Origin of the sequence: Celerinatantimonas diazotrophica (assembly GCF_004339545.1) — a bacterium.
GTDB classification, from domain to species: domain Bacteria; phylum Pseudomonadota; class Gammaproteobacteria; order Enterobacterales; family Celerinatantimonadaceae; genus Celerinatantimonas; species Celerinatantimonas diazotrophica.
In genome coordinates this window covers 168,062-185,417 of sequence record NZ_SMGD01000016.1, presented here as the reverse complement: position 1 = coordinate 185,417, position 17,356 = coordinate 168,062, and the positions used below count along the sequence as shown (strand labels likewise).

Annotated in this window: 15 protein-coding genes; 6 read left to right on the top strand and 9 right to left on the bottom strand. The window is 44.7% G+C overall.

Annotation, left to right across the window (positions count from 1 at the left end):
• The first annotated feature begins 305 nt into the window (after positions 1–305).
• The gene (gene mutH / locus EV690_RS15525) at positions 306–980 is read left to right on the top strand and encodes a DNA mismatch repair endonuclease MutH (protein ID WP_131913921.1); all 675 of its coding nucleotides are present in this window, start codon (positions 306–308) and stop codon (positions 978–980) included.
• Positions 981–1,210: 230 nt separating this feature from the next.
• Entirely contained in the window at positions 1,211–1,534 is a 324-nt protein-coding gene (locus EV690_RS15520; RefSeq protein ID WP_131913920.1) for an isoamylase early set domain-containing protein, read from the top strand.
• A 150-nt stretch (positions 1,535–1,684) separates the two neighbouring features.
• Here EV690_RS15520 and rplS read toward each other — a convergent pair whose 3' ends face one another.
• The 6 genes from rplS to EV690_RS15490 all read right to left on the bottom strand — a co-directional run bounded on the left by rplS (position 1,685) and on the right by EV690_RS15490 (position 5,994).
• A complete protein-coding gene (rplS, locus tag EV690_RS15515; protein WP_131913919.1) occupies positions 1,685–2,038 on the bottom strand; it encodes a 50S ribosomal protein L19 in 354 nt (117 codons plus the stop codon).
• 38 nt (positions 2,039–2,076) lie between these two features.
• The gene (gene trmD / locus EV690_RS15510; protein ID WP_131913918.1) at positions 2,077–2,838 is read right to left on the bottom strand and encodes a tRNA (guanosine(37)-N1)-methyltransferase TrmD; all 762 of its coding nucleotides are present in this window, start codon (positions 2,836–2,838) and stop codon (positions 2,077–2,079) included.
• 8 nt (positions 2,839–2,846) lie between these two features.
• Entirely contained in the window at positions 2,847–3,374 is a 528-nt protein-coding gene (gene rimM / locus EV690_RS15505; RefSeq protein ID WP_131913917.1) for a ribosome maturation factor RimM, read from the bottom strand.
• Between the two features lie 24 nt (positions 3,375–3,398).
• Positions 3,399–3,650 (bottom strand): 30S ribosomal protein S16, encoded by a 252-nt coding sequence (rpsP, locus tag EV690_RS15500; protein WP_131913916.1) that lies wholly within the window; start codon positions 3,648–3,650, stop codon positions 3,399–3,401.
• 129 nt (positions 3,651–3,779) lie between these two features.
• Positions 3,780–4,919 (bottom strand): bifunctional chorismate mutase/prephenate dehydrogenase, encoded by a 1,140-nt coding sequence (gene tyrA / locus EV690_RS15495; RefSeq protein ID WP_131913915.1) that lies wholly within the window; start codon positions 4,917–4,919, stop codon positions 3,780–3,782.
• Positions 4,912–5,994, bottom strand: a complete 1,083-nt coding sequence (locus EV690_RS15490) for a 3-deoxy-7-phosphoheptulonate synthase (protein ID WP_131913914.1) — start codon at positions 5,992–5,994, stop codon at positions 4,912–4,914. Before EV690_RS15490 ends, tyrA begins: the two co-directional genes overlap by 8 nt.
• A gap of 285 nt (positions 5,995–6,279) precedes the next feature.
• On the opposite strand from EV690_RS15490, the gene EV690_RS15485 reads away from it, so the two are divergent.
• The 3 genes from EV690_RS15485 (at position 6,280) to EV690_RS15475 (ending at position 10,188) form a co-directional block, all read left to right on the top strand.
• Positions 6,280–7,935, top strand: a complete 1,656-nt coding sequence (locus tag EV690_RS15485) for a sensor histidine kinase (protein ID WP_131913960.1) — start codon at positions 6,280–6,282, stop codon at positions 7,933–7,935.
• Positions 7,913–8,626 (top strand): two-component system response regulator BtsR, encoded by a 714-nt coding sequence (gene btsR / locus EV690_RS15480; RefSeq protein ID WP_131913913.1) that lies wholly within the window; start codon positions 7,913–7,915, stop codon positions 8,624–8,626. Before EV690_RS15485 ends, btsR begins: the two co-directional genes overlap by 23 nt.
• Positions 8,627–8,760: 134 nt before the next feature.
• Positions 8,761–10,188 carry a carbon starvation CstA family protein gene (locus EV690_RS15475; RefSeq protein ID WP_131913912.1) on the top strand — a complete coding sequence of 476 codons (1,428 nt, stop codon included), beginning with the start codon at positions 8,761–8,763 and terminating at the stop codon, positions 10,186–10,188.
• Positions 10,189–10,249: 61 nt separating this feature from the next.
• On the opposite strand, the gene hldE is transcribed toward EV690_RS15475, so the two are convergent.
• On the bottom strand, positions 10,250–11,686 hold the full coding sequence (gene hldE, locus EV690_RS15470; RefSeq protein ID WP_131913911.1) for a bifunctional D-glycero-beta-D-manno-heptose-7-phosphate kinase/D-glycero-beta-D-manno-heptose 1-phosphate adenylyltransferase HldE: 1,437 nt from the start codon (positions 11,684–11,686) through the stop codon (positions 10,250–10,252).
• Positions 11,687–11,829: 143 nt separating this feature from the next.
• Here hldE and lpxL point away from each other — a divergent pair, with 143 nt between their 5' ends.
• Positions 11,830–12,768: an LpxL/LpxP family Kdo(2)-lipid IV(A) lauroyl/palmitoleoyl acyltransferase gene (gene lpxL / locus EV690_RS15465; RefSeq protein WP_131913910.1), complete on the top strand. Its 939-nt coding sequence runs from the start codon at positions 11,830–11,832 to the stop codon at positions 12,766–12,768.
• Here lpxL and glnE read toward each other — a convergent pair.
• Together glnE and EV690_RS15455 are read right to left on the bottom strand one after the other, a co-directional pair.
• Positions 12,762–15,626 carry a bifunctional [glutamate--ammonia ligase]-adenylyl-L-tyrosine phosphorylase/[glutamate--ammonia-ligase] adenylyltransferase gene (gene glnE / locus EV690_RS15460; protein WP_131913909.1) on the bottom strand — a complete coding sequence of 955 codons (2,865 nt, stop codon included), beginning with the start codon at positions 15,624–15,626 and terminating at the stop codon, positions 12,762–12,764. The genes lpxL and glnE overlap by 7 nt on opposite strands.
• Positions 15,623–17,146 carry a methyl-accepting chemotaxis protein gene (locus EV690_RS15455; protein ID WP_131913908.1) on the bottom strand — a complete coding sequence of 508 codons (1,524 nt, stop codon included), beginning with the start codon at positions 17,144–17,146 and terminating at the stop codon, positions 15,623–15,625. Before EV690_RS15455 ends, glnE begins: the two co-directional genes overlap by 4 nt.
• Positions 17,147–17,356: the final 210 nt, after the last annotated feature.

The following is a 17,356-nucleotide window of genomic DNA, read 5'->3' as shown; positions in this document are numbered from 1 at the left end:
CCCAATTTTCTGTCACTAAACTGGTTATTGATCCACCAGCAATAAGTTTTGCAACATTTCAACATCGATAAATCCGTCATCACTTAGGTTATTCAATAAATTTGTGGATAAGTCTGTGATCTCTCTCTGAGTCATCGGGCATAACCCGTGCACGAGTTAAATTGTCAGTTATCTATTTTATTTTTATTTATTTAACTTAATGTTTTTAATACATTTTTAAAATACCTATTGATATAAAAAAATCCCCCACTCAAATTCCATTAACTGTTGTACAATAATTGTCTGCATTGCATCATTAGGTTGTTATGAATAACGCTCCACAATCAATTACCGAACTACTTGAACGCGCCCAAGCTATCGCTGGTTTATCACTACAAGAACTAGCCAACCAAGTGCAAATTGAGCTTCCCCTAAATGCCAAAAAAGAAAAAGGATGGACAGGACAGCTCATCGAGTTATCGCTGGGAGCCACAGCTGGCAGCAAGCCGATACAAGATTTTCCACAGCTAGGAGTTGAGCTCAAATCTTTGCCGATTGACCGTTCAGGTCGCCCCCTAGAGAGCACTTACGTATGTATGACTCAACTATTGCATGCTCATGGCGAAACCTGGCAACAATCCAGTGTCCGCAATAAACTCTCGCACGTTTTATGGGTGCCTGTTTTAGCAGAACGTTCTATTCCAATTGCTCAGCGGATCATTGGTCATGCCCTGTTGTGGTCACCCGATAAAGAAGAAGAGGCAACACTTCGTCAAGATTGGGAAGAACTGATGGAAGCGGTTGCATTTGGTCGCGTGGATGAAATCACCGCTCGTCATGGTCAAGCTTTACAGCTGCGCCCTAAGGCGGCCAATAGCAAGGTCAGAACCCAAGCCTATGGTCGAGATGGCCAACTGATTGAAACCTTGCCACGAGGTTTCTATTTGCGCCGCAGTTTTACCCAGGCACTGCTAGAGAAGCATTTTGCCAATCTCAGCTAAAAAGAATGTGTGATGTACAGACCAGATAGCCCACTTTCCCGCAGTCTATCTAGGTTATATAGCCTTTCACATCCCCCACGTTGACTTATTACGTATTGTGGGCTACGCCAGAGTTAAACAATTTTAACCTTTCGATAAATCTTGAACTATGCTCAAATAATACTGAGTATAAAGTGTAAAATTTCTGTTTAACCTAATTTCAATTGTTTTTAGCTGAGGAGCATTAAGCAATGACGTTAAAAAAACAGTACCTGAAATCACGCCCAGAAGTTCGCGTTACTTTCGAGGTCAGTAAACAGGCTGCCCATGATGCCGCCCGGGTTTATCTGTTAGGTGAGTTTAATGACTGGACACCCATTGAGTTGGAACATCTGAAAAACGGCAAGTTTAAAACCACTATCAATCTCCCGACTGATAAAAAACCAAGCTATGAATTCCGTTATAAGCTCTGTTCGTCAGATGGTCATGAGATGTTTGAAAATGACTGGGAAGCCGATGCGTATTATCCAAATGTATATGGTGAAGAAAACTCAGTTGTAACAGTGACTCATTAATCAGATCTGTTTTAGCGTTTATGGATTAATGCCATGATGACATGGAAGGTTGGTTGCAGCCCTTAAAAAGTGAGTGTCAGCGTGATTTTAACTCAGGCATAAAAAAACCAGGCACATGGCCTGGTTTTTACTATCCGTTTAAAAGAAAACTTATTTTTTATCCAGTTTTTCTTTAATACGTGCTTTCTTACCTGACAGATTACGCAGGTTGTAGATTTTGGCACGACGGACATCACCACGACGTTTCACAGTAATGCTGTCAATTAACGGGCTGTGAGTTTGGAATACACGTTCTACGCCTTCACCGCTAGAAATCTTACGTACAGTGAAAGATGAATGTAAACCTCGGTTACGTCTGGCGATTACGACGCCTTCAAAAGCCTGCAGACGTTCACGGTTACCTTCTTTTACCTTAACCTGAACAACTACAGTATCCCCTGCAGAAAATGCAGGAACATCTTGTTTCATTTGCTCTTGTTCGAGCGCTTTAATGATATTACTCATAATTTCTCATCCTAGTATTAACTGAAACTGTCGTGTGTTTACTCGTTATTTTCACGAATATACTCAGCAAGCAATGCCTGCTGTTCGTCAGTCAGAGCTAGAAGTTCTAATAACTCTGGTCGTCTTTGGTATGTCCGTCCCAGTGATTGTTTTAAACGCCAACGCGCAATTGCTTTATGGTTGCCACTGAGTAATACCTCAGGGACTGTCTGCCCATCTAATACTTCCGGACGCGTGTAATGCGGACAGTCTAACAACCCTTGTGAGAAAGAATCCTGTTCAGCTGAAGCTTTATCCCCTAACACTCCGGGAACAAGTCGACTGATCGAGTCAATTATCGCCATCGCCGGGAGCTCTCCACCACTTAGGACATAGTCCCCAACCGACCACTCTTCATCCACTTCAGAACGAATTAATCGCTCATCAATTCCTTCGTACCGGCCACAGAGAAAAATTAATTTTTCACTCTTAGCCAATATTGCTGCGCTAGCCTGATTAAAAGTCTTTCCTTGAGGTGAAAGATAAATCACCCGAGCATCCGAGCCAGCTGCCTGCTTCGCTGCACTAATTGCATCTTTAAGCGGCTGAACCATCATCAACATTCCTGGACCACCGCCATAAGGGCGATCATCCACGCTGTGGTGACGATCATGGGTAAAATCACGCGGATTAAACCGCTGAATTTCAAGCAGTCCGTTACGCACGGCCCGCCCTGTCACCCCATACTCACTAATGGCATCAAACATCTCTGGAAATAGACTAATCACGCCAATCCAAAGTGTTGGTGATAGCTCTGTCATCTCGGACACTAAAAACCAGGGTCCCAATCAACTGTAATAATTTGAGCACATTGATCAACACTATCGACCATTTGCGACTCAACAAACGGAATTAACCGCTCTTTCTTGCCAAACGCATCTTTTAAGTTTGCTTTAACAACCAATACATCGTTGGAGCCAGTTTCCATTAAGTCGGTCACCTTACCCAGATCATACCCTTGGCGGTTCACAACTCGCATGCCCAGCAGATCTCGCCAATAGAATTCATCTTCAGCAAGCTCTGGCAATTGTTCCGCCGCAACGGCAATCTCTAACCCGGTTAACGTTTGCGATTGCTCGCGAGCATCAAAACCAGATAGTTTAACAATCAACGAATGATTATGGCGTCGCCACTCTGTTACTTCGACTGGATTAAACTGACCATCTTTGCCAACCATCCATGACGAGTATTCAAAAATTGCTTCGGCCTGTTCGGTAAAAGAGTTCACTTTCAACCAACCTTTAATGCCATACACAGCACCTAAGCGCCCTACGATGACGGTTTCCGGATGACTCATCTCTCTTACCTTTTTAACTAACGATTAAGCCGCAGCTTGTGCGTCTTTAATCAGTTTTTCAACACGAACTGAAACAGTCGCGCCCTGGGAAATCCAGTGTTTGATGCGATCTAAATCGATACGCAAATTTTCTTCTGACTCGTTTTTAGCAATTGGGTTATAAAAACCAACGTTTTCGATAAAACGGCTGTTACGAGCACAACGGCTGTCAGCGACAACAACCTGATAAAATGGCCGCTTTTTAGCGCCACCGCGTTGTAAACGAATGGTAACCATATCGTTCCTCACTTGTTTGTAAATTTTGCTCCACATGGAGCACCCGCTAATTGAAGCCGCGAAATTTTACTCTTTTTAGAAGAAAATGCAAGCCAAAGCGAATCCTCTGGCTTGTTTTTAAGAAAGGTCTCAACGGCTCTGATGATGGCGCTGATCGTGTGCCTGAGCTAGCAAATTACGACTTTCGATTAAAAATTGTTGTGCATAATCGCCAAACCACTCTTTAACCTTATCAAACTCAGCAACAAATGCCTGAGTATCATGCTGTTCAAGCAATTCAATTAGCTGACCGAAACGCTGATGATAACGGCGAATCATTGCCAGATTCTCTGGCTGCGCCATAATAATATCAGCATAAAGTTCTGGGTTCTGAGCAAACAATCGCCCCACCATGGCCAACTCCAAGCGATAAATCGGTGAGCTTAAATCCATCAACAGATCCAGATTAGGCGCTTCATTGGATAGATGTACGCCATAGGCAAACGATGTAAAGTGTCGTAGTGCCTGGATCAGTGACATTGCATGATCATGTGCAGGTGCAGGCGCAGGATATAAATGAGCGCCCCAAATACGGATCTGTTCAATGAGCCATTGATAACGCTCACTCGCGCGCCCATCACTAAAGACGACAACCTGCTTGGCCAAACTGGTCACATCTGGCCCAAACATAGGATGTAACCCTACCACAGGCCCCTTATGTGCTTGTAACATTGCTTTTAATGGGCCAGCTTTAACACTGGTTAAATCTGCCAAAATACAGTCATCAGCCAGAGTCGTTAGTTTCGCTATCACCTCTTCGGTGGTATGAATCGGAACGGATACGACAACTAACGAGGCCCCAGCTAAAATGGCTTCGGCATTTGACCAATCATCTTTTTCTAAAACCCGCACATCGTAACCAGATGCTTTAAACATCCGAGCAAATAAGCTCCCCAGTTGACCCGCGCCACCAATCACCACAATCGGTCCAGCATCTGGGTTAACTTGTTTAAAGCCACTGTCATTTTCACTACTATAAGATTCGCGCATCACTCGCCGCAAAACATCTTCAATCAACTGTTCAGGAACGCCTTGAGAGAGTGCTTCTGCACGGCGTTTGGCAATCATGGAAGCTTCTCGTTCGGGGACATAAATCGGCAAGCCGTGCTGACTCTTAACCTCTCCCACCTGTTTAACCAAACTTAGCCGCTGAGCGAATAAATCGATCAATTGCTGATCAACACTATCGATTTGAACACGCAGCTCTGCTAATGGGTCTTTGTCACTCATCACCAGACTCCCAGCGTATGGGTAAGACCGTTTTCAGCGAGCTCGCCATCTCCTCAAGCACTTGCTCCGTTGATTGCCAGTCAATACAAGCATCTGTCACAGAAACGCCATAAGCGAGCTCTTCGATAGGCAGATCGCAAGACTGGTTTCCTTCGTGAATATTACTTTCTAACATCAAACCAATGATGGAACGGTTACCATCAATAATCTGATTGACTACATTTTTTGCAACACGAGGCTGCAAACGATGATCTTTATTGGAATTGCCATGGCTACAGTCAACAATCATGCAAGGTCTTAAGCCGGCTTCACGCATTGCATCTTCAGCTAAAGAGACATTAACAGAATCATAGTTTGGCTGTTTACCACCGCGCAAAATGACATGACCATCCGGATTCCCTTGAGTTTGTAATAAACTCACCTGCCCTTGCTGGTTAATCCCCATAAAACGATGTGACGCCGCGGCAGAGCGCATCGCATTAATAGCAGTTTGTAAACTGCCATCGGTACCATTTTTAAATCCGACTGGCATCGACAAACCACTGGCAAGTTCACGGTGCGTCTGTGACTCAGTGGTACGCGCGCCGATTGCAGACCAGCTAAATAATTCGCTTAAATACTGTGGACTAATGGGATCCAACGCCTCTGTTGCAGCTGGCAAGCCCAGTTCAGCAATCCATGTCAACAGCTCGCGGGCACGGTGCAATCCTGTTTCAATATCGAAGCTATTATCCATATGAGGATCATTGATAAATCCTTTCCAACCCACCGTTGTTCGAGGTTTTTCAAAATACACCCGCATCACGATAAACAGTTCATCCCGGTATCGTTCATGAAGCGCTTTAAGACGCCGAGCATAATCTTTCGCTGCATCTAAATCATGAATGGAACACGGACCGCAGATCACCAAAAAACGGGAATCGCGTTTATGACAAATATCCGCAATTGTTTTGCGTGAGTGCAGTACAAACTGCTCGGCTTGCTTTGACAGCGGCAATTTAGCACGTAACTCAGCTGGTGTGATCATCACCTGTTCTGAACGGATATGTTTATCGTTGATCAAATCGGTTTGCATCTGACCTATTCACTCCTCGGTATGGCCTTAATAGCCTGATTATTTATTCTGAATAAAATTGTTGGGAAAGCTCACCATACCAGCGCCGGTGGCTTTTGCAAGCGCCAATATTCATTGGCTCAGCTCAAAGAAACTGCTGTTTTTTTGAACTTTCGCACAATTCTTGCAATCTCAGGTGTGAATGCCCATTGAATGATGAATAATTGCTCAAAGTAATGCTTAAAAAGGGATATTAGCGTGAACTTTGTGCCTCACGGATTTTTGATTCTCTCATTAGTCCAACAAATGAGTTTATTTCTGGTTATCGCTTATTTGCTTAGCAAGACACCGCTATTCATTCCTATCGTGCAATTATCCGAAAGACTCCCGCATCGCATCTGCATTTATTTATTATTTTCAGCTTTTTGTATTTTAGGCACCTACTTTGGCAAACCCGTAGATGGGGCCATCGCCAATACTCGTGCAATTGGCGCCGTATTAGGGGGGTTATTTGGGGGGCCAGTGGTCGGCTTTTTAGTCGGATTAACGGGGGGATTGCATCGTTATCAATTAGGTGGTTTTACTGATTTTGCGTGCGCGATATCAACCTGTTGCGAAGGGCTGTTAGCCGGTTGTATTCATGCCATTTATCGTAAACGACGACCGTTAAATGATCGCCCCTATTCGCCTATATTCGTATTTATTGTCACTTTTATCGCGGAAGCCATGCAGATGTTATTACTCTTACTATTGGCAAAGCCCTATCCGCAAGCACTCGCCTTGGTCAAGACGATCTATTTGCCCATGCTCATTGCTAACCCGATCGGAGCCGCTTTATTTATGGCAATGATCACGGACCGAAAATCAATCCATGAGAAATTCAGTTCCAATTACTCTCAGCGGGCGCTGCACTTAGCACAGCGCATTGTTGGGGTCTTACCTGATTTAAATACCGCCAGTGCCAAACAGATGGCTGAAATATTACGCCAAGAAACCGGGGTTTCGGCAGTGGCCATTACTAATTGTCATCAAGTCCTGGCATTTACTGGCTTGGGTAACGACCACCACTTAGCTGGCACGCCTATTACATCTCAGTTGACCTATCAAGCCATTGTCAATAATCAGGTTATGTTTGCCGACGGCCAACAAATTCACTATCACTGCCAATGCTCAACGAACTGTCCACTTGGCTCTGCATTGGTGATCCCACTTCGCTGCGCTGGCGAAGTGATCGGAACCGTTAAATTATATGAATCTAAACGTAAAATGTTTTTATCCATTAACCGAACGCTAGGCGAAGGCATTGCCCATATTATTGAAGAGCAACTGGTGAGTTCGCGAGTCATCCAACAGCAAAATTTACTCACCCAAGCTGAACTGAAATTGGTCCGCGCCCAAATCCATCCACATTTTCTATTCAATGCCTTGAATACCATCACAGCGGTGATTCGCAAAGATCCTCATCAAGCTCGCCAATTAATTTATGATTTAGCCCTGTTCTTACGCACCAGTCTCAAGCAACAACCAGAGCAGACCACTCTGGCCGATGAGCTTAAACTGACACGAGCTTATCTGCATATCGAGCAACTTCGCTATGGTGACCGGCTCAGCATTCACTGGGATATTCCAGCCTGCTTTATGGCTTCTCCCTTGCCTAATTTTACATTGCAACCTTTAGTTGAGAATGCCCTCAAGCACGGATTAAGTCAGAAGCTAAAAGATGCTCGATTAAGTATTTATATCCGTCAGGACGAGGATCAAAATAGTTTAATTGTTGAGGATAATGCTGGATTATTTCCTGAACAGCCCAATCACGGGTTAGGACTGAATATCGTCAAGACCCGTCTACAAAACTTTTTAGGTCAGCAAGCCGATCTTGAGATTGATTGTTGCCCAGGTATTTATACCCGAGTCGGTGTCCCGCTATCAGGAGAGAATCATGCTCAACGCTATATTAGTTGATGATGAACCTTTGGCCAGAGAAGAGCTCAAAGCAATGCTTGATGAAGATGGACGAGTGAAGGTAGTCTGTGAATTTGATAATGCCATCGATTGTTTGAGCCAATATCGGGATTATCAACCAGATGTGCTATTTGTCGATATTCATATGCCTAAAATTGATGGGCTTGAACTATTATCGATTATGCAAAATGAACCCAATATACAAATTGTATTAGTCACTGCTTATGATGATTATGCACTCAAAGCCTTTGAAGCAGCAGCTTTTGATTATCTACTCAAACCAGTTGAAGAATTGCGCCTAGCAAAAACCATCGAGCGTCTAGAAAATATAGCATCCCTTAAACAAAGTGCTCGGCATAGCCCTCTGAATTTATTGCCCTGTTTGTGCCAACAGCAACAGCAATGGGTCCGCTGTGAAAATATCGAATATGCATTTTCTGATCTCAGTGGCGTCCATGTTTTTGATGGGCAGCAGTTGTTACATACACAGCTCACTTTAAAAACACTCGAAGCTCAATTGGGACTAATGCGTTGTCATCGCCAATATCTTATTGACCCCCAAGCTATTCATCACCTGACGCTCACAGAAAATGGTAACGGGGAACTTGTCACCTATAGTGGAGCCAAAATCCCCGTTAGTCGCCGCTACATGCGTGCACTCAAAACTTTTTTAGCCATTAATGTGGAATGAGCTAAACCGCTAACCTCGACATTTCGACCACTGGGTTTCTCATACTGACCGCTCATGTAATTGTCTATGGTAAATCATGTCCAACCGCTCTTAAATCAGTCTAGGGAGAACTGTATAAGTATGGAGAGTGCAAGATGCTGTGGTTCATTTTTTGTGTAGCATTATTATTAGTGGGATATTTTACTTACGGCAAAATTGTTGAGCGGATTTTTGGTCCCCAACCTAATCGTAAAACTCCTGCAACAGAGATGGCTGATGGTGTCGATTATGTCGCCATGTCCGATAAAAAGATCTATCTAGTACAACTACTTAATATTGCTGGTCTCGGCCCTATTTTTGGCCCCATTTTAGGGGCGCTATATGGGCCGTCGGCAATGTTATGGATTGTTTTTGGAAGTATTTTCGGCGGTGCAGTCCATGATTATTTTTCTGGAATGCTGTCCATACGTGCAAACGGCGCCTCGGTTCCCACCGTTGTGGGCAACGAATTGGGCCAATTTGCAAAACACTTTATGAATCTGTTCGCAGTGATTTTGCTGCTACTTGTCGGTGTGGTCTTTGTCCTAGGGCCAGCAGAATTACTAGCGAAAATGATGAATGTGCATGTCGGCTGGTGGGTGGCGGCTATCTTTGCCTATTATATTCTCGCGACTATCGTCCCAATTGATAAAATTATTGGTCGTTTTTACCCCATCTTTGGCGCATTACTGATCTTCATGTCCGTTGGATTAATGATCGGGTTAGTGGTAAGTGGTCACCATTTCTATAATCAGGGCCTGCATTTTTTCACGAATATGCACCCCAAAGACTTACCCTTATGGCCATTATTATTCATTACCATTGCCTGTGGTGCTGTATCTGGTTTTCACGCCACTCAGTCACCGCTGATGGCTCGTTGCATGCAGAATGAACGTTCCGGACGTTTTGTCTTTTATGGGGCGATGATTGGTGAAGCCGTGATTGCACTGATCTGGTGTACTTTGGGACTCTCGTTCTATCAAGACACAACGGCCTTAAATGCCACGATTACCCATGGCGGCCCGGCAGCGGTTGTGCATCAAGTATCCATTGCTCTATTAGGTGGCGTAGGGGGAATTTTAGCCATTCTAGGGGTTGTGGTGTTACCAATCACCTCTGGAGATACCGCATTTCGTAGTGCTCGCTTGATTGTGGCAGAATTTCTAAAACTCAGCCAAAAATCAATATTTCATCGTTTATGGATCGCGATTCCGATGTTTATAGTGGGTTATCTGATTACACTTGCCCAATTTGGCGTTATATGGCGTTACTTTGGCTGGGCGAATCAAACCACAGCAATGATCATGCTATGGGCAGGAGCAGCTTACTTAGCCAAAGAAGGCAAATTCCATTGGATTTGTACTTTGCCTGCTGCCTTTATGACTGCGGTGACATTCACCTATATTGCGCATGCAACCATTGGCTTTAACCTACCAATGAGTATTGCCACGCCAGTAGGGCTGGCCATTACTCTGATTGCACTGATTGCGTTTTGGCTTAAATTCAAAGGCCCGTATGCACAAGCAAGATTAGAAAATCATTAAAATATCAATAACTAGACCTGAGAATGAATTCATTCTCAGGTCTACCGGCAACAAGGGGTAGTTATTCGTTTTTGCCGGTTTTTTTAATCGCTTCAATAATTTTACTGGTCGAACAGCCATCTTCAAAATTCAACACTTTAACATCGCCGCCATTAGCAAGAACTTCTTTATGTCCAGCAATCTGCTCCACCTGATAATCCCCCCCTTTCACCAATAGATCTGGTAATAGATCCGCAATTAATTGCTGCGGGGTATCGTCACTAAAGCTAACGACCCAGTCCACTGCCGCTAATCCAGCAAGTACTGCCATCCGTCGTTCGAGCGGATTAATGGGCCTCGTACTGCCCTTAAGTCGCCGCACTGATTCATCATCATTCACAGCAACAATTAACCGATCCCCTAAACTTTTTGCTTTACTCAAATAAGAGACGTGCCCAGCATGCAAAATATCAAAACAACCGTTGGTCATCACCACTTTCTCACCACGACTGTGAGCTATCTGTATGGCCTCTTGGAGCTGCAACTGGCTGATAACACCATAACCGCTGTCATTTCCCCCGTAGATAAATTTAGCCAACTCTTGAGCAGAAACAGTTGAAGTCCCCATTTTACCCACGACGATACTCGCAGCGGCGTTCGCTAATGCGCAGCTCTGAGCCAGTGATTGCCCTGCAGACAGACTTGCCCCAAGCGTGGCAATGACGGTATCGCCGGCCCCTGTCACGTCAAAGACCTCTTTCGCTTGAGCTGGCAAATTAAGTGGCTTTTTCCCCGGTTCTAACAGCGTCATCCCATGCTCACTGCGAGTCACCAGTAATGCCTGTAACGCCAATTTTTCAATCAGAGCAAACCCTTTATCGGCGATTTCTTGTTCACTTTGACAGGGCCCGACCACGGCCTCAAATTCAGAGAAGTTCGGTGTTAATAACGTTGCTCCATAGTAACGGCTAAAATCGGTGCCTTTCGGATCAACTAATACAGGGATATTGCTCTGTTTAGCTGCACTGAGCAGCGCTTTCACTTGTGCCAAAGCCCCTTTATTATAATCTGATAAGATCACGACCTGATGACAACTTAAATGAGACTTAAATTTAGCAATGAGCTCAGCGGCATCGACACCGTGAAAACTTTCTTCAAAATCCAGACGAATGAGCTGTTGATGGCGACTCATCACCCGCAATTTAGTAATCGTCGGATAATCGTCAAATTTGGCAAAATCACAGCAAACACCAACTTGTGAGAGAATATTATCCAGCGAATCGGCTGCTTCATCATTACCAGTCATTCCTAATAATGTTGACTTTGCGCCCAGAGCCACGACGTTTAAAGCAACGTTGGCCGCCCCACCCGGACGCTCTTCGTTGCGTTTAACATTCACAACCGGAACAGGTGCTTCAGGAGAGATTCGCCCGGTGCCGCCATGCCAGTACCTATCTAACATGACATCCCCAACCACGAGAACTTTCGCCGGCGCATATTCAGGAAGATCTACTTGCATTACCAATCCTATCGTTTCAAACGCTTATTCTGTTATTAATAGCTCAAAGTCTATCATAGGGGCTTTCAAAAACAGCGAATTTTCAACTACAATAGCCCCCTTTAAACAAGATCGACAAATTTTTTGGGTTAAACGGTATTTGAATGGCAATCACCACACCTCCTCGCCTCAAATGGCAAGCATTTCTGCCAAAACATTGGGGCGCCTGGTTGATCATTGGGTTTCTCTATTTTTTATCAATTTTACCTTCCCGCCTCTCGTGGGCGTTGGGTAAAGCAATTGGCCGGTTAGCCAAACGAATACTTAAATCACGCCGCCATATCGCTCGACGCAATCTTGAGATCTGCTTTCCCGAGGCCAGCAAAGAGCAAGTCGAACAATGGGTCGATGAGACTTTTGAGCATTTTGGACTGGCGATGGTCGATACAGCAACGGCTTGGTTCTGGTCGCAACACCGATTTGTTAAACACATGCAAGTTGAAGGAGGCGATTACTTAGAAAAACTGCGTCGTGACGCGCCTAAGGGTGGCATCCTCATCATCAGCATGCATTTTTATACTCTAGAATGGCATGCTCGTATGTATGGCACCCTCGACCCAGGAGTTGGGGTCTATCGCCCAAACCGGAGCCCGGTCTATGAGCATTTCCAGCACCGAGCACGCATTCGCTGCAACCATTATTTGGTGGATCGCCATGATGTCCGCGGTATGGTGCAGGCGCTGCGCAAAGGCGAAGCACTCTGGTATGCTCCGGACCATGATTATGGTAAAAAGGTGTCTATTTTTGCACCTTTATTTGCCCAACCCAATGCTGCAACAGTCAAAGGCACATCCACATTGGCAAGGGTCAAAGGGGTTCGACCAATTATTAGTTACGCACGACGCAATAAGGCCAAACCGGGCTATACACTCGTAATCAAACCATTTGAACATAATGGTGAGTTTCCAAGTGGTGATGAAATAGCAGATGCAACCGCTGTAAACCAGCAGATCGAACAAGCAATTTTGCAGCAGATCCCCGAGTACATGTGGATCCATCGACGCTTCAAATCACGCCCTGACGGTGAAGCATACCCTTACTGAGTAAGTGCATCTAACAATGTTTGAAACAGCTGCTGTACCGCATGCATCGACACAGATACATTCTCATCAAGCAATGCTCTAGGAACCAAAGTGCTTTGTCCATCGAGAACTCGATGATGGCCAGTGCGGCGTAAATAGATATAACTTTGGCAAAGTAATTGCGATTGCTCCTTGGTAATTATTTCAGCATCTGTCGCTGCACTGAAAATGCGAATATTGTCGGGCCAACGCAGCAATTCAGGTACCTTATGAGCATAAGCCAACACCAATAACTGGGCGATAAACTCAATATCCACCATCGCCCCAGAGGAATGTTTCAAGTCAATATGCTGAGCATCAGAGCGGTCCAAATGCGCTCGCATTTTCTCCCGCATCTGTTTAATCTGCTCAGCTAATGCTGATAAATCTCTTCGCCGAGATAGCACTTCTTGGCGCAGCACAATAAAATGCTCGCGCAACATATCATCCCCTTCCAGCATTCGGCTGCGTACTAACGCCTGATGCTCCCAGGTCCAAGCTTGAGTCCGTTGATAATCGGCAAACGCTGACCAAGAACTAACTAATAATCCAGCATTACCCGATGGACGCAAACGCATATCGACTTCATACAAAATACCTGAACGAGTCCGAGTCTGAAATAAATGCATAATACGCTGCGCCAAGCGAAGGTAAAATTGTTTACTATCAATCACTTTAGGCCCAGAGGTCGGTTCATAAGTCTCACAATTATGAATAAAGACCAAATCTAGATCTGAACTGTAACTCAGTTCAATGCCTCCCAGCTTGCCATATCCAACAACAGCAAAACCTCGTTGAATATCATCGCTCACCCCGGAGGGATAACCATATCGCTCCACCATTTGTTGCCATGCTAAATTGACCACCTTTGCAACCAATGCCTCGGCGAGCACGGTTAAATGGTCGCTGACTTTCATAAGAGACAACATATCTGCGATGTCAGCTGCTGCAATGCGTAGCATCTGAACCTGTTTAAACTGACGTAGAGCATCAATTTGTAGTTCAAGATCATCTGCAGCAATACGTAACATATACAGGTCAAGCTCTTGCGTATAAGAATTTTCAGCACAGACTCGGTGCAAAAGTTGTGGATCAAGCAACTCATCTAACAATAAAGGATAACGACTAAGCTGCTCTGCCACCATGGCACTGGCATCACATAATTTCAGAAGCTGTTTAAGGGCCCCAGGATTTTCCAACAGCAGTTGCAAATAGGTACTACGAGACAGAATTTGAGCGAGCAAATGTAAAACGCGCTGACACAACCGCTGAGGATGCTCATAGGCTAATAACATTGGAATCAACCGCGGCATCAATCGGTCAAGCGTTACCTGACCTTTTTCCCCGATCAGTCGCTGATTAGCCAAAGTGCGAAACTCAACCAAAGACGCCGCCATCTCAACGTCTAACTCATCGGTTAATATCGAGTTGTGAGCATCTAAACTCGCTTGCCAAAGGATTTCATAGCGATTATCAATAGGCGTTAATTCACATAAAGAATGCCCAAAAAGCTCATCAAAACAACCGCTAACATCAGCCAATACAGACTCAATAGTCTGATAGGCACTGGACCAATCGGTTTGCCCCATCACCCAAGCTAGACGAGTTTGATTGAGCTCATCTTGAGGTAATAACTGGGTTTGCTGATCATCCAATTCCTGCAGATAATTTTCAATGCGGCGTAAAAACAGATAACTGTCTTTTAAAACTTGGTAATGCTCTTGGCTAATGATATTTTCACTTCGTAACAGCTCAAGTGATTTAAGCAGGTTCGTTTGCTGCAGAGCGGGTAGCCGTCCCCCCCAAATCAGCTGCTGGGCTTGCACGATGAACTCTATTTCACGAATACCTCCGCGCCCCAGCTTGATATCCCCCCAACGTTGTTTGCGGTGCACTTCAGAGAGAATCAAAGATTTCATACGACGCAGTGCATCCACCACACTAAAATCGATATAACGACGAAAAACAAAAGGCCGCAATAGTTGTTTTAGTTGCTGATTTGCCACTGTATCGTTAATACAATGGGCTTTGACCATAGCGTATCGTTCCCAATCCCGACCATGATTTTGGTAGTAATCTTCAAGCGCGGAATAACTGACGGCTAGTGGTCCGGCCTCTCCAAATGGTCGCAGCCGCATATCAACTCGAAAAACAAATCCACTCATTTCAGGGTGTGATAAGAAACTAATGAGTTGTTGCCCTAAACGGATAAAATATTGTTGGTTTGGTAACTCTCGACGCCCTCCCTTTGTATATCCCTGTTCGCGATAACAAAAGATCAGATCAATATCTGAAGAAAAGTTGAGTTCCTTCCCTCCAAGCTTCCCCATTGCCAATACGTGAAGGTTTTGTACCTGCCCATGGTCGTCAACGGGCATCCCATATAATGGCTGGTTATGGCAAACAAGCCATTTGAGGGCGACATTAATGGCTAGCTGGGCAAATTCTGACAGGTATTGTACACTCTGCGTCACCTCAATCTGGCCTGAAAGCTCAAGCCAGGCAACGCGTAACATAAATTGCGAGCGATATTCTCGGAGCCAACGACGGGCTGATTTTTCATCTAGTCGCTCAATCGCCTGCCAACAATATGGCTCATCAAGCCAATCAGCAAGCTCATTGACCGTTGCCGCCAAGGCAGCATGCCAAGCCGGATTTTGCATCAGCCGCATATAAATAAAATCACTGACCGCCAATGCTGCGATGACAAGATCTTTCTCAACAACTAACGGTTCATCTTTTTTTTCGGTGAACTGTTCAAATCGCTGCATCCCCAGTTGCTGAAGCGCTGGCCAATGATGAAGTTGCTTAAGCCACGATTGATGAGAATGCGACATCATGATTCAGTTCGACTATCCAGACGGAACTCTGCTGCCATTTGTCCCAATCCTTGCCCATGGCTAGAGAGCACCTGTGATGTTTCATATAATTCATCAATCACTGTGACACTCGCTTTTATCAGATCTTTAAGCTGAATTAAGTTCTCATCCATTTCGCGAGTCACCTCACGTTGTTGTTCCGAGGCCGTTGCGATGAGCGTATTCATCTGAGTGATCTGCGAGACCTGTTGGACAATCTGATTGAGTTCATCCCCTGCATTGCTGACCTGTTCAACACTTCGTTGGGCATATTGAACGCTTTCTTCCATCATTTGACTCGCCAGGCCTGCGCTTTCGCGAAGCTGAGCAATCATCGAATGGATTTCAACCGTTGCGTTTTGTGTACTTTTCGCTAGATTACGAACCTCATCGGCAACCACCGCAAACCCTCGGCCATATTCACCTGCCCGAGCCGCTTCAATCGCGGCATTAAGTGCCAGTAAATTAGTCTGCTCAGAAATACTGTTAATGGTTTCAACGACCGAGCCAATCTCATTCACGCGTTGTTCGACAGCCTGTACGGAATCACTGGAGCGAGAAATATTATCTGCCAGCTGGTTGATCGTTTGAATACTAGCGTTCACATCATGATTACCTTGGCTCGCGAGTTCATTGGCCTGTTGCGCTGCAGTCGCTGCCTGTTCAGCATTATTGGCCACATCATTGACTGTTGCCGCTACTTCACTCATCGCGGTGGCCAGCTGATCAACCTGCGCAAATTCCTCTTGGGTTGCTTCTTTAGTCTCATCCATACAAATGGTCATCTGGTCGGCAACCGTCTGTAATTCCTGGGTCATTTTACCCTGTGTAATCAAGACCTTCTCAAGATCAAGGCGTGTCTCATTCGCAGCCGTTTCAATACTCCCAAATTCATCATTAGAATGCATCAGCTGCGGTTGAGTAAAATCTTTAGTGGCCATTAGACGCAACTGCTGGCGTAATAATTCAACTTGTTTAATTAAAACCTTAGCGGCGGCAACCATAAATACAACGAAAAACACAGCAATAACCAACGTCACAATAAGACTACGCTGGAAAAACCGTTTAGCCCCTGCAACAATTGGCTCTTCTTGCTGACTTAAAACTAAAATCTCTCCATTATTAAGTTTTACAGCGTAACGAAACACATTCCCCGAGGAAGTGAGCTGAGATAACTTAGGAATGGCAGATAGTTCAGCCCCGGCAATGACCTGCTGACTCTTGTCAACAACAGAGAGTTGATAATGAACATTGGAATCAATCAGTGTTTTCAGGTAAACCGGGTTATGCAACTGCTGGTTGGACAAATCAGCTAATTTCTGCGCATCCTGACGCATAGTCTGAGCTTGAGTCGTCATTGCATCCTGCCTAACTAAGTAACTATCTAGATACAATTTACCAACTAACACAATGAGGCTTGAGAAAATAAGCAGATAAATCTTATGCTTTAGGCTGATCCTAGTTAGTAACTTTTCCCATCGTGACAACATTGCAGATTTCATCTGAGGGTCCTTTGCATTAATTAAAACAAAACAACTGTCGTAAATTATTCGCTATTGTTTGTTTATCGGAACCATATCGCAAAAGTTTAAGTGATTAGTCCTTGTTTTCACGATAAATTCACAATAATAGCGAAACAATTTACATTGCTGCCTTATACATCCCATGTCTAGACCCCAGAAGACAGACTGATCCGCTCCAGAAAACCTAAT

Excerpts from the sequence above, each read along its gene's own strand:
- rimM (WP_131913917.1), bottom strand. The coding sequence starts at position 3,374 with ATGAGTCATCCGGAAACCGTCATCGTAGGGCGCTTAGGTGCTGTGTAT.
- EV690_RS15475 (WP_131913912.1), top strand. The coding sequence starts at position 8,761 with ATGCTGTGGTTCATTTTTTGTGTAGCATTATTATTAGTGGGATATTTT.
- EV690_RS15520 (WP_131913920.1), top strand. The coding sequence starts at position 1,211 with ATGACGTTAAAAAAACAGTACCTGAAATCACGCCCAGAAGTTCGCGTT.
- EV690_RS15490 (WP_131913914.1), bottom strand. The coding sequence starts at position 5,994 with ATGCAAACCGATTTGATCAACGATAAACATATCCGTTCAGAACAGGTG.
- EV690_RS15455 (WP_131913908.1), bottom strand. The coding sequence starts at position 17,146 with ATGAAATCTGCAATGTTGTCACGATGGGAAAAGTTACTAACTAGGATC.
- hldE (WP_131913911.1), bottom strand. The coding sequence starts at position 11,686 with ATGCAAGTAGATCTTCCTGAATATGCGCCGGCGAAAGTTCTCGTGGTT.
- glnE (WP_131913909.1), bottom strand. The coding sequence starts at position 15,626 with ATGATGTCGCATTCTCATCAATCGTGGCTTAAGCAACTTCATCATTGG.
- tyrA (WP_131913915.1), bottom strand. The coding sequence starts at position 4,919 with ATGAGTGACAAAGACCCATTAGCAGAGCTGCGTGTTCAAATCGATAGT.
- trmD (WP_131913918.1), bottom strand. The coding sequence starts at position 2,838 with ATGACAGAGCTATCACCAACACTTTGGATTGGCGTGATTAGTCTATTT.
- rpsP (WP_131913916.1), bottom strand. The coding sequence starts at position 3,650 with ATGGTTACCATTCGTTTACAACGCGGTGGCGCTAAAAAGCGGCCATTT.
- EV690_RS15485 (WP_131913960.1), top strand. The coding sequence starts at position 6,280 with ATGAGTTTATTTCTGGTTATCGCTTATTTGCTTAGCAAGACACCGCTA.
- rplS (WP_131913919.1), bottom strand. The coding sequence starts at position 2,038 with ATGAGTAATATCATTAAAGCGCTCGAACAAGAGCAAATGAAACAAGAT.
- mutH (WP_131913921.1), top strand. The coding sequence starts at position 306 with ATGAATAACGCTCCACAATCAATTACCGAACTACTTGAACGCGCCCAA.
- btsR (WP_131913913.1), top strand. The coding sequence starts at position 7,913 with ATGCTCAACGCTATATTAGTTGATGATGAACCTTTGGCCAGAGAAGAG.
- lpxL (WP_131913910.1), top strand. The coding sequence starts at position 11,830 with ATGGCAATCACCACACCTCCTCGCCTCAAATGGCAAGCATTTCTGCCA.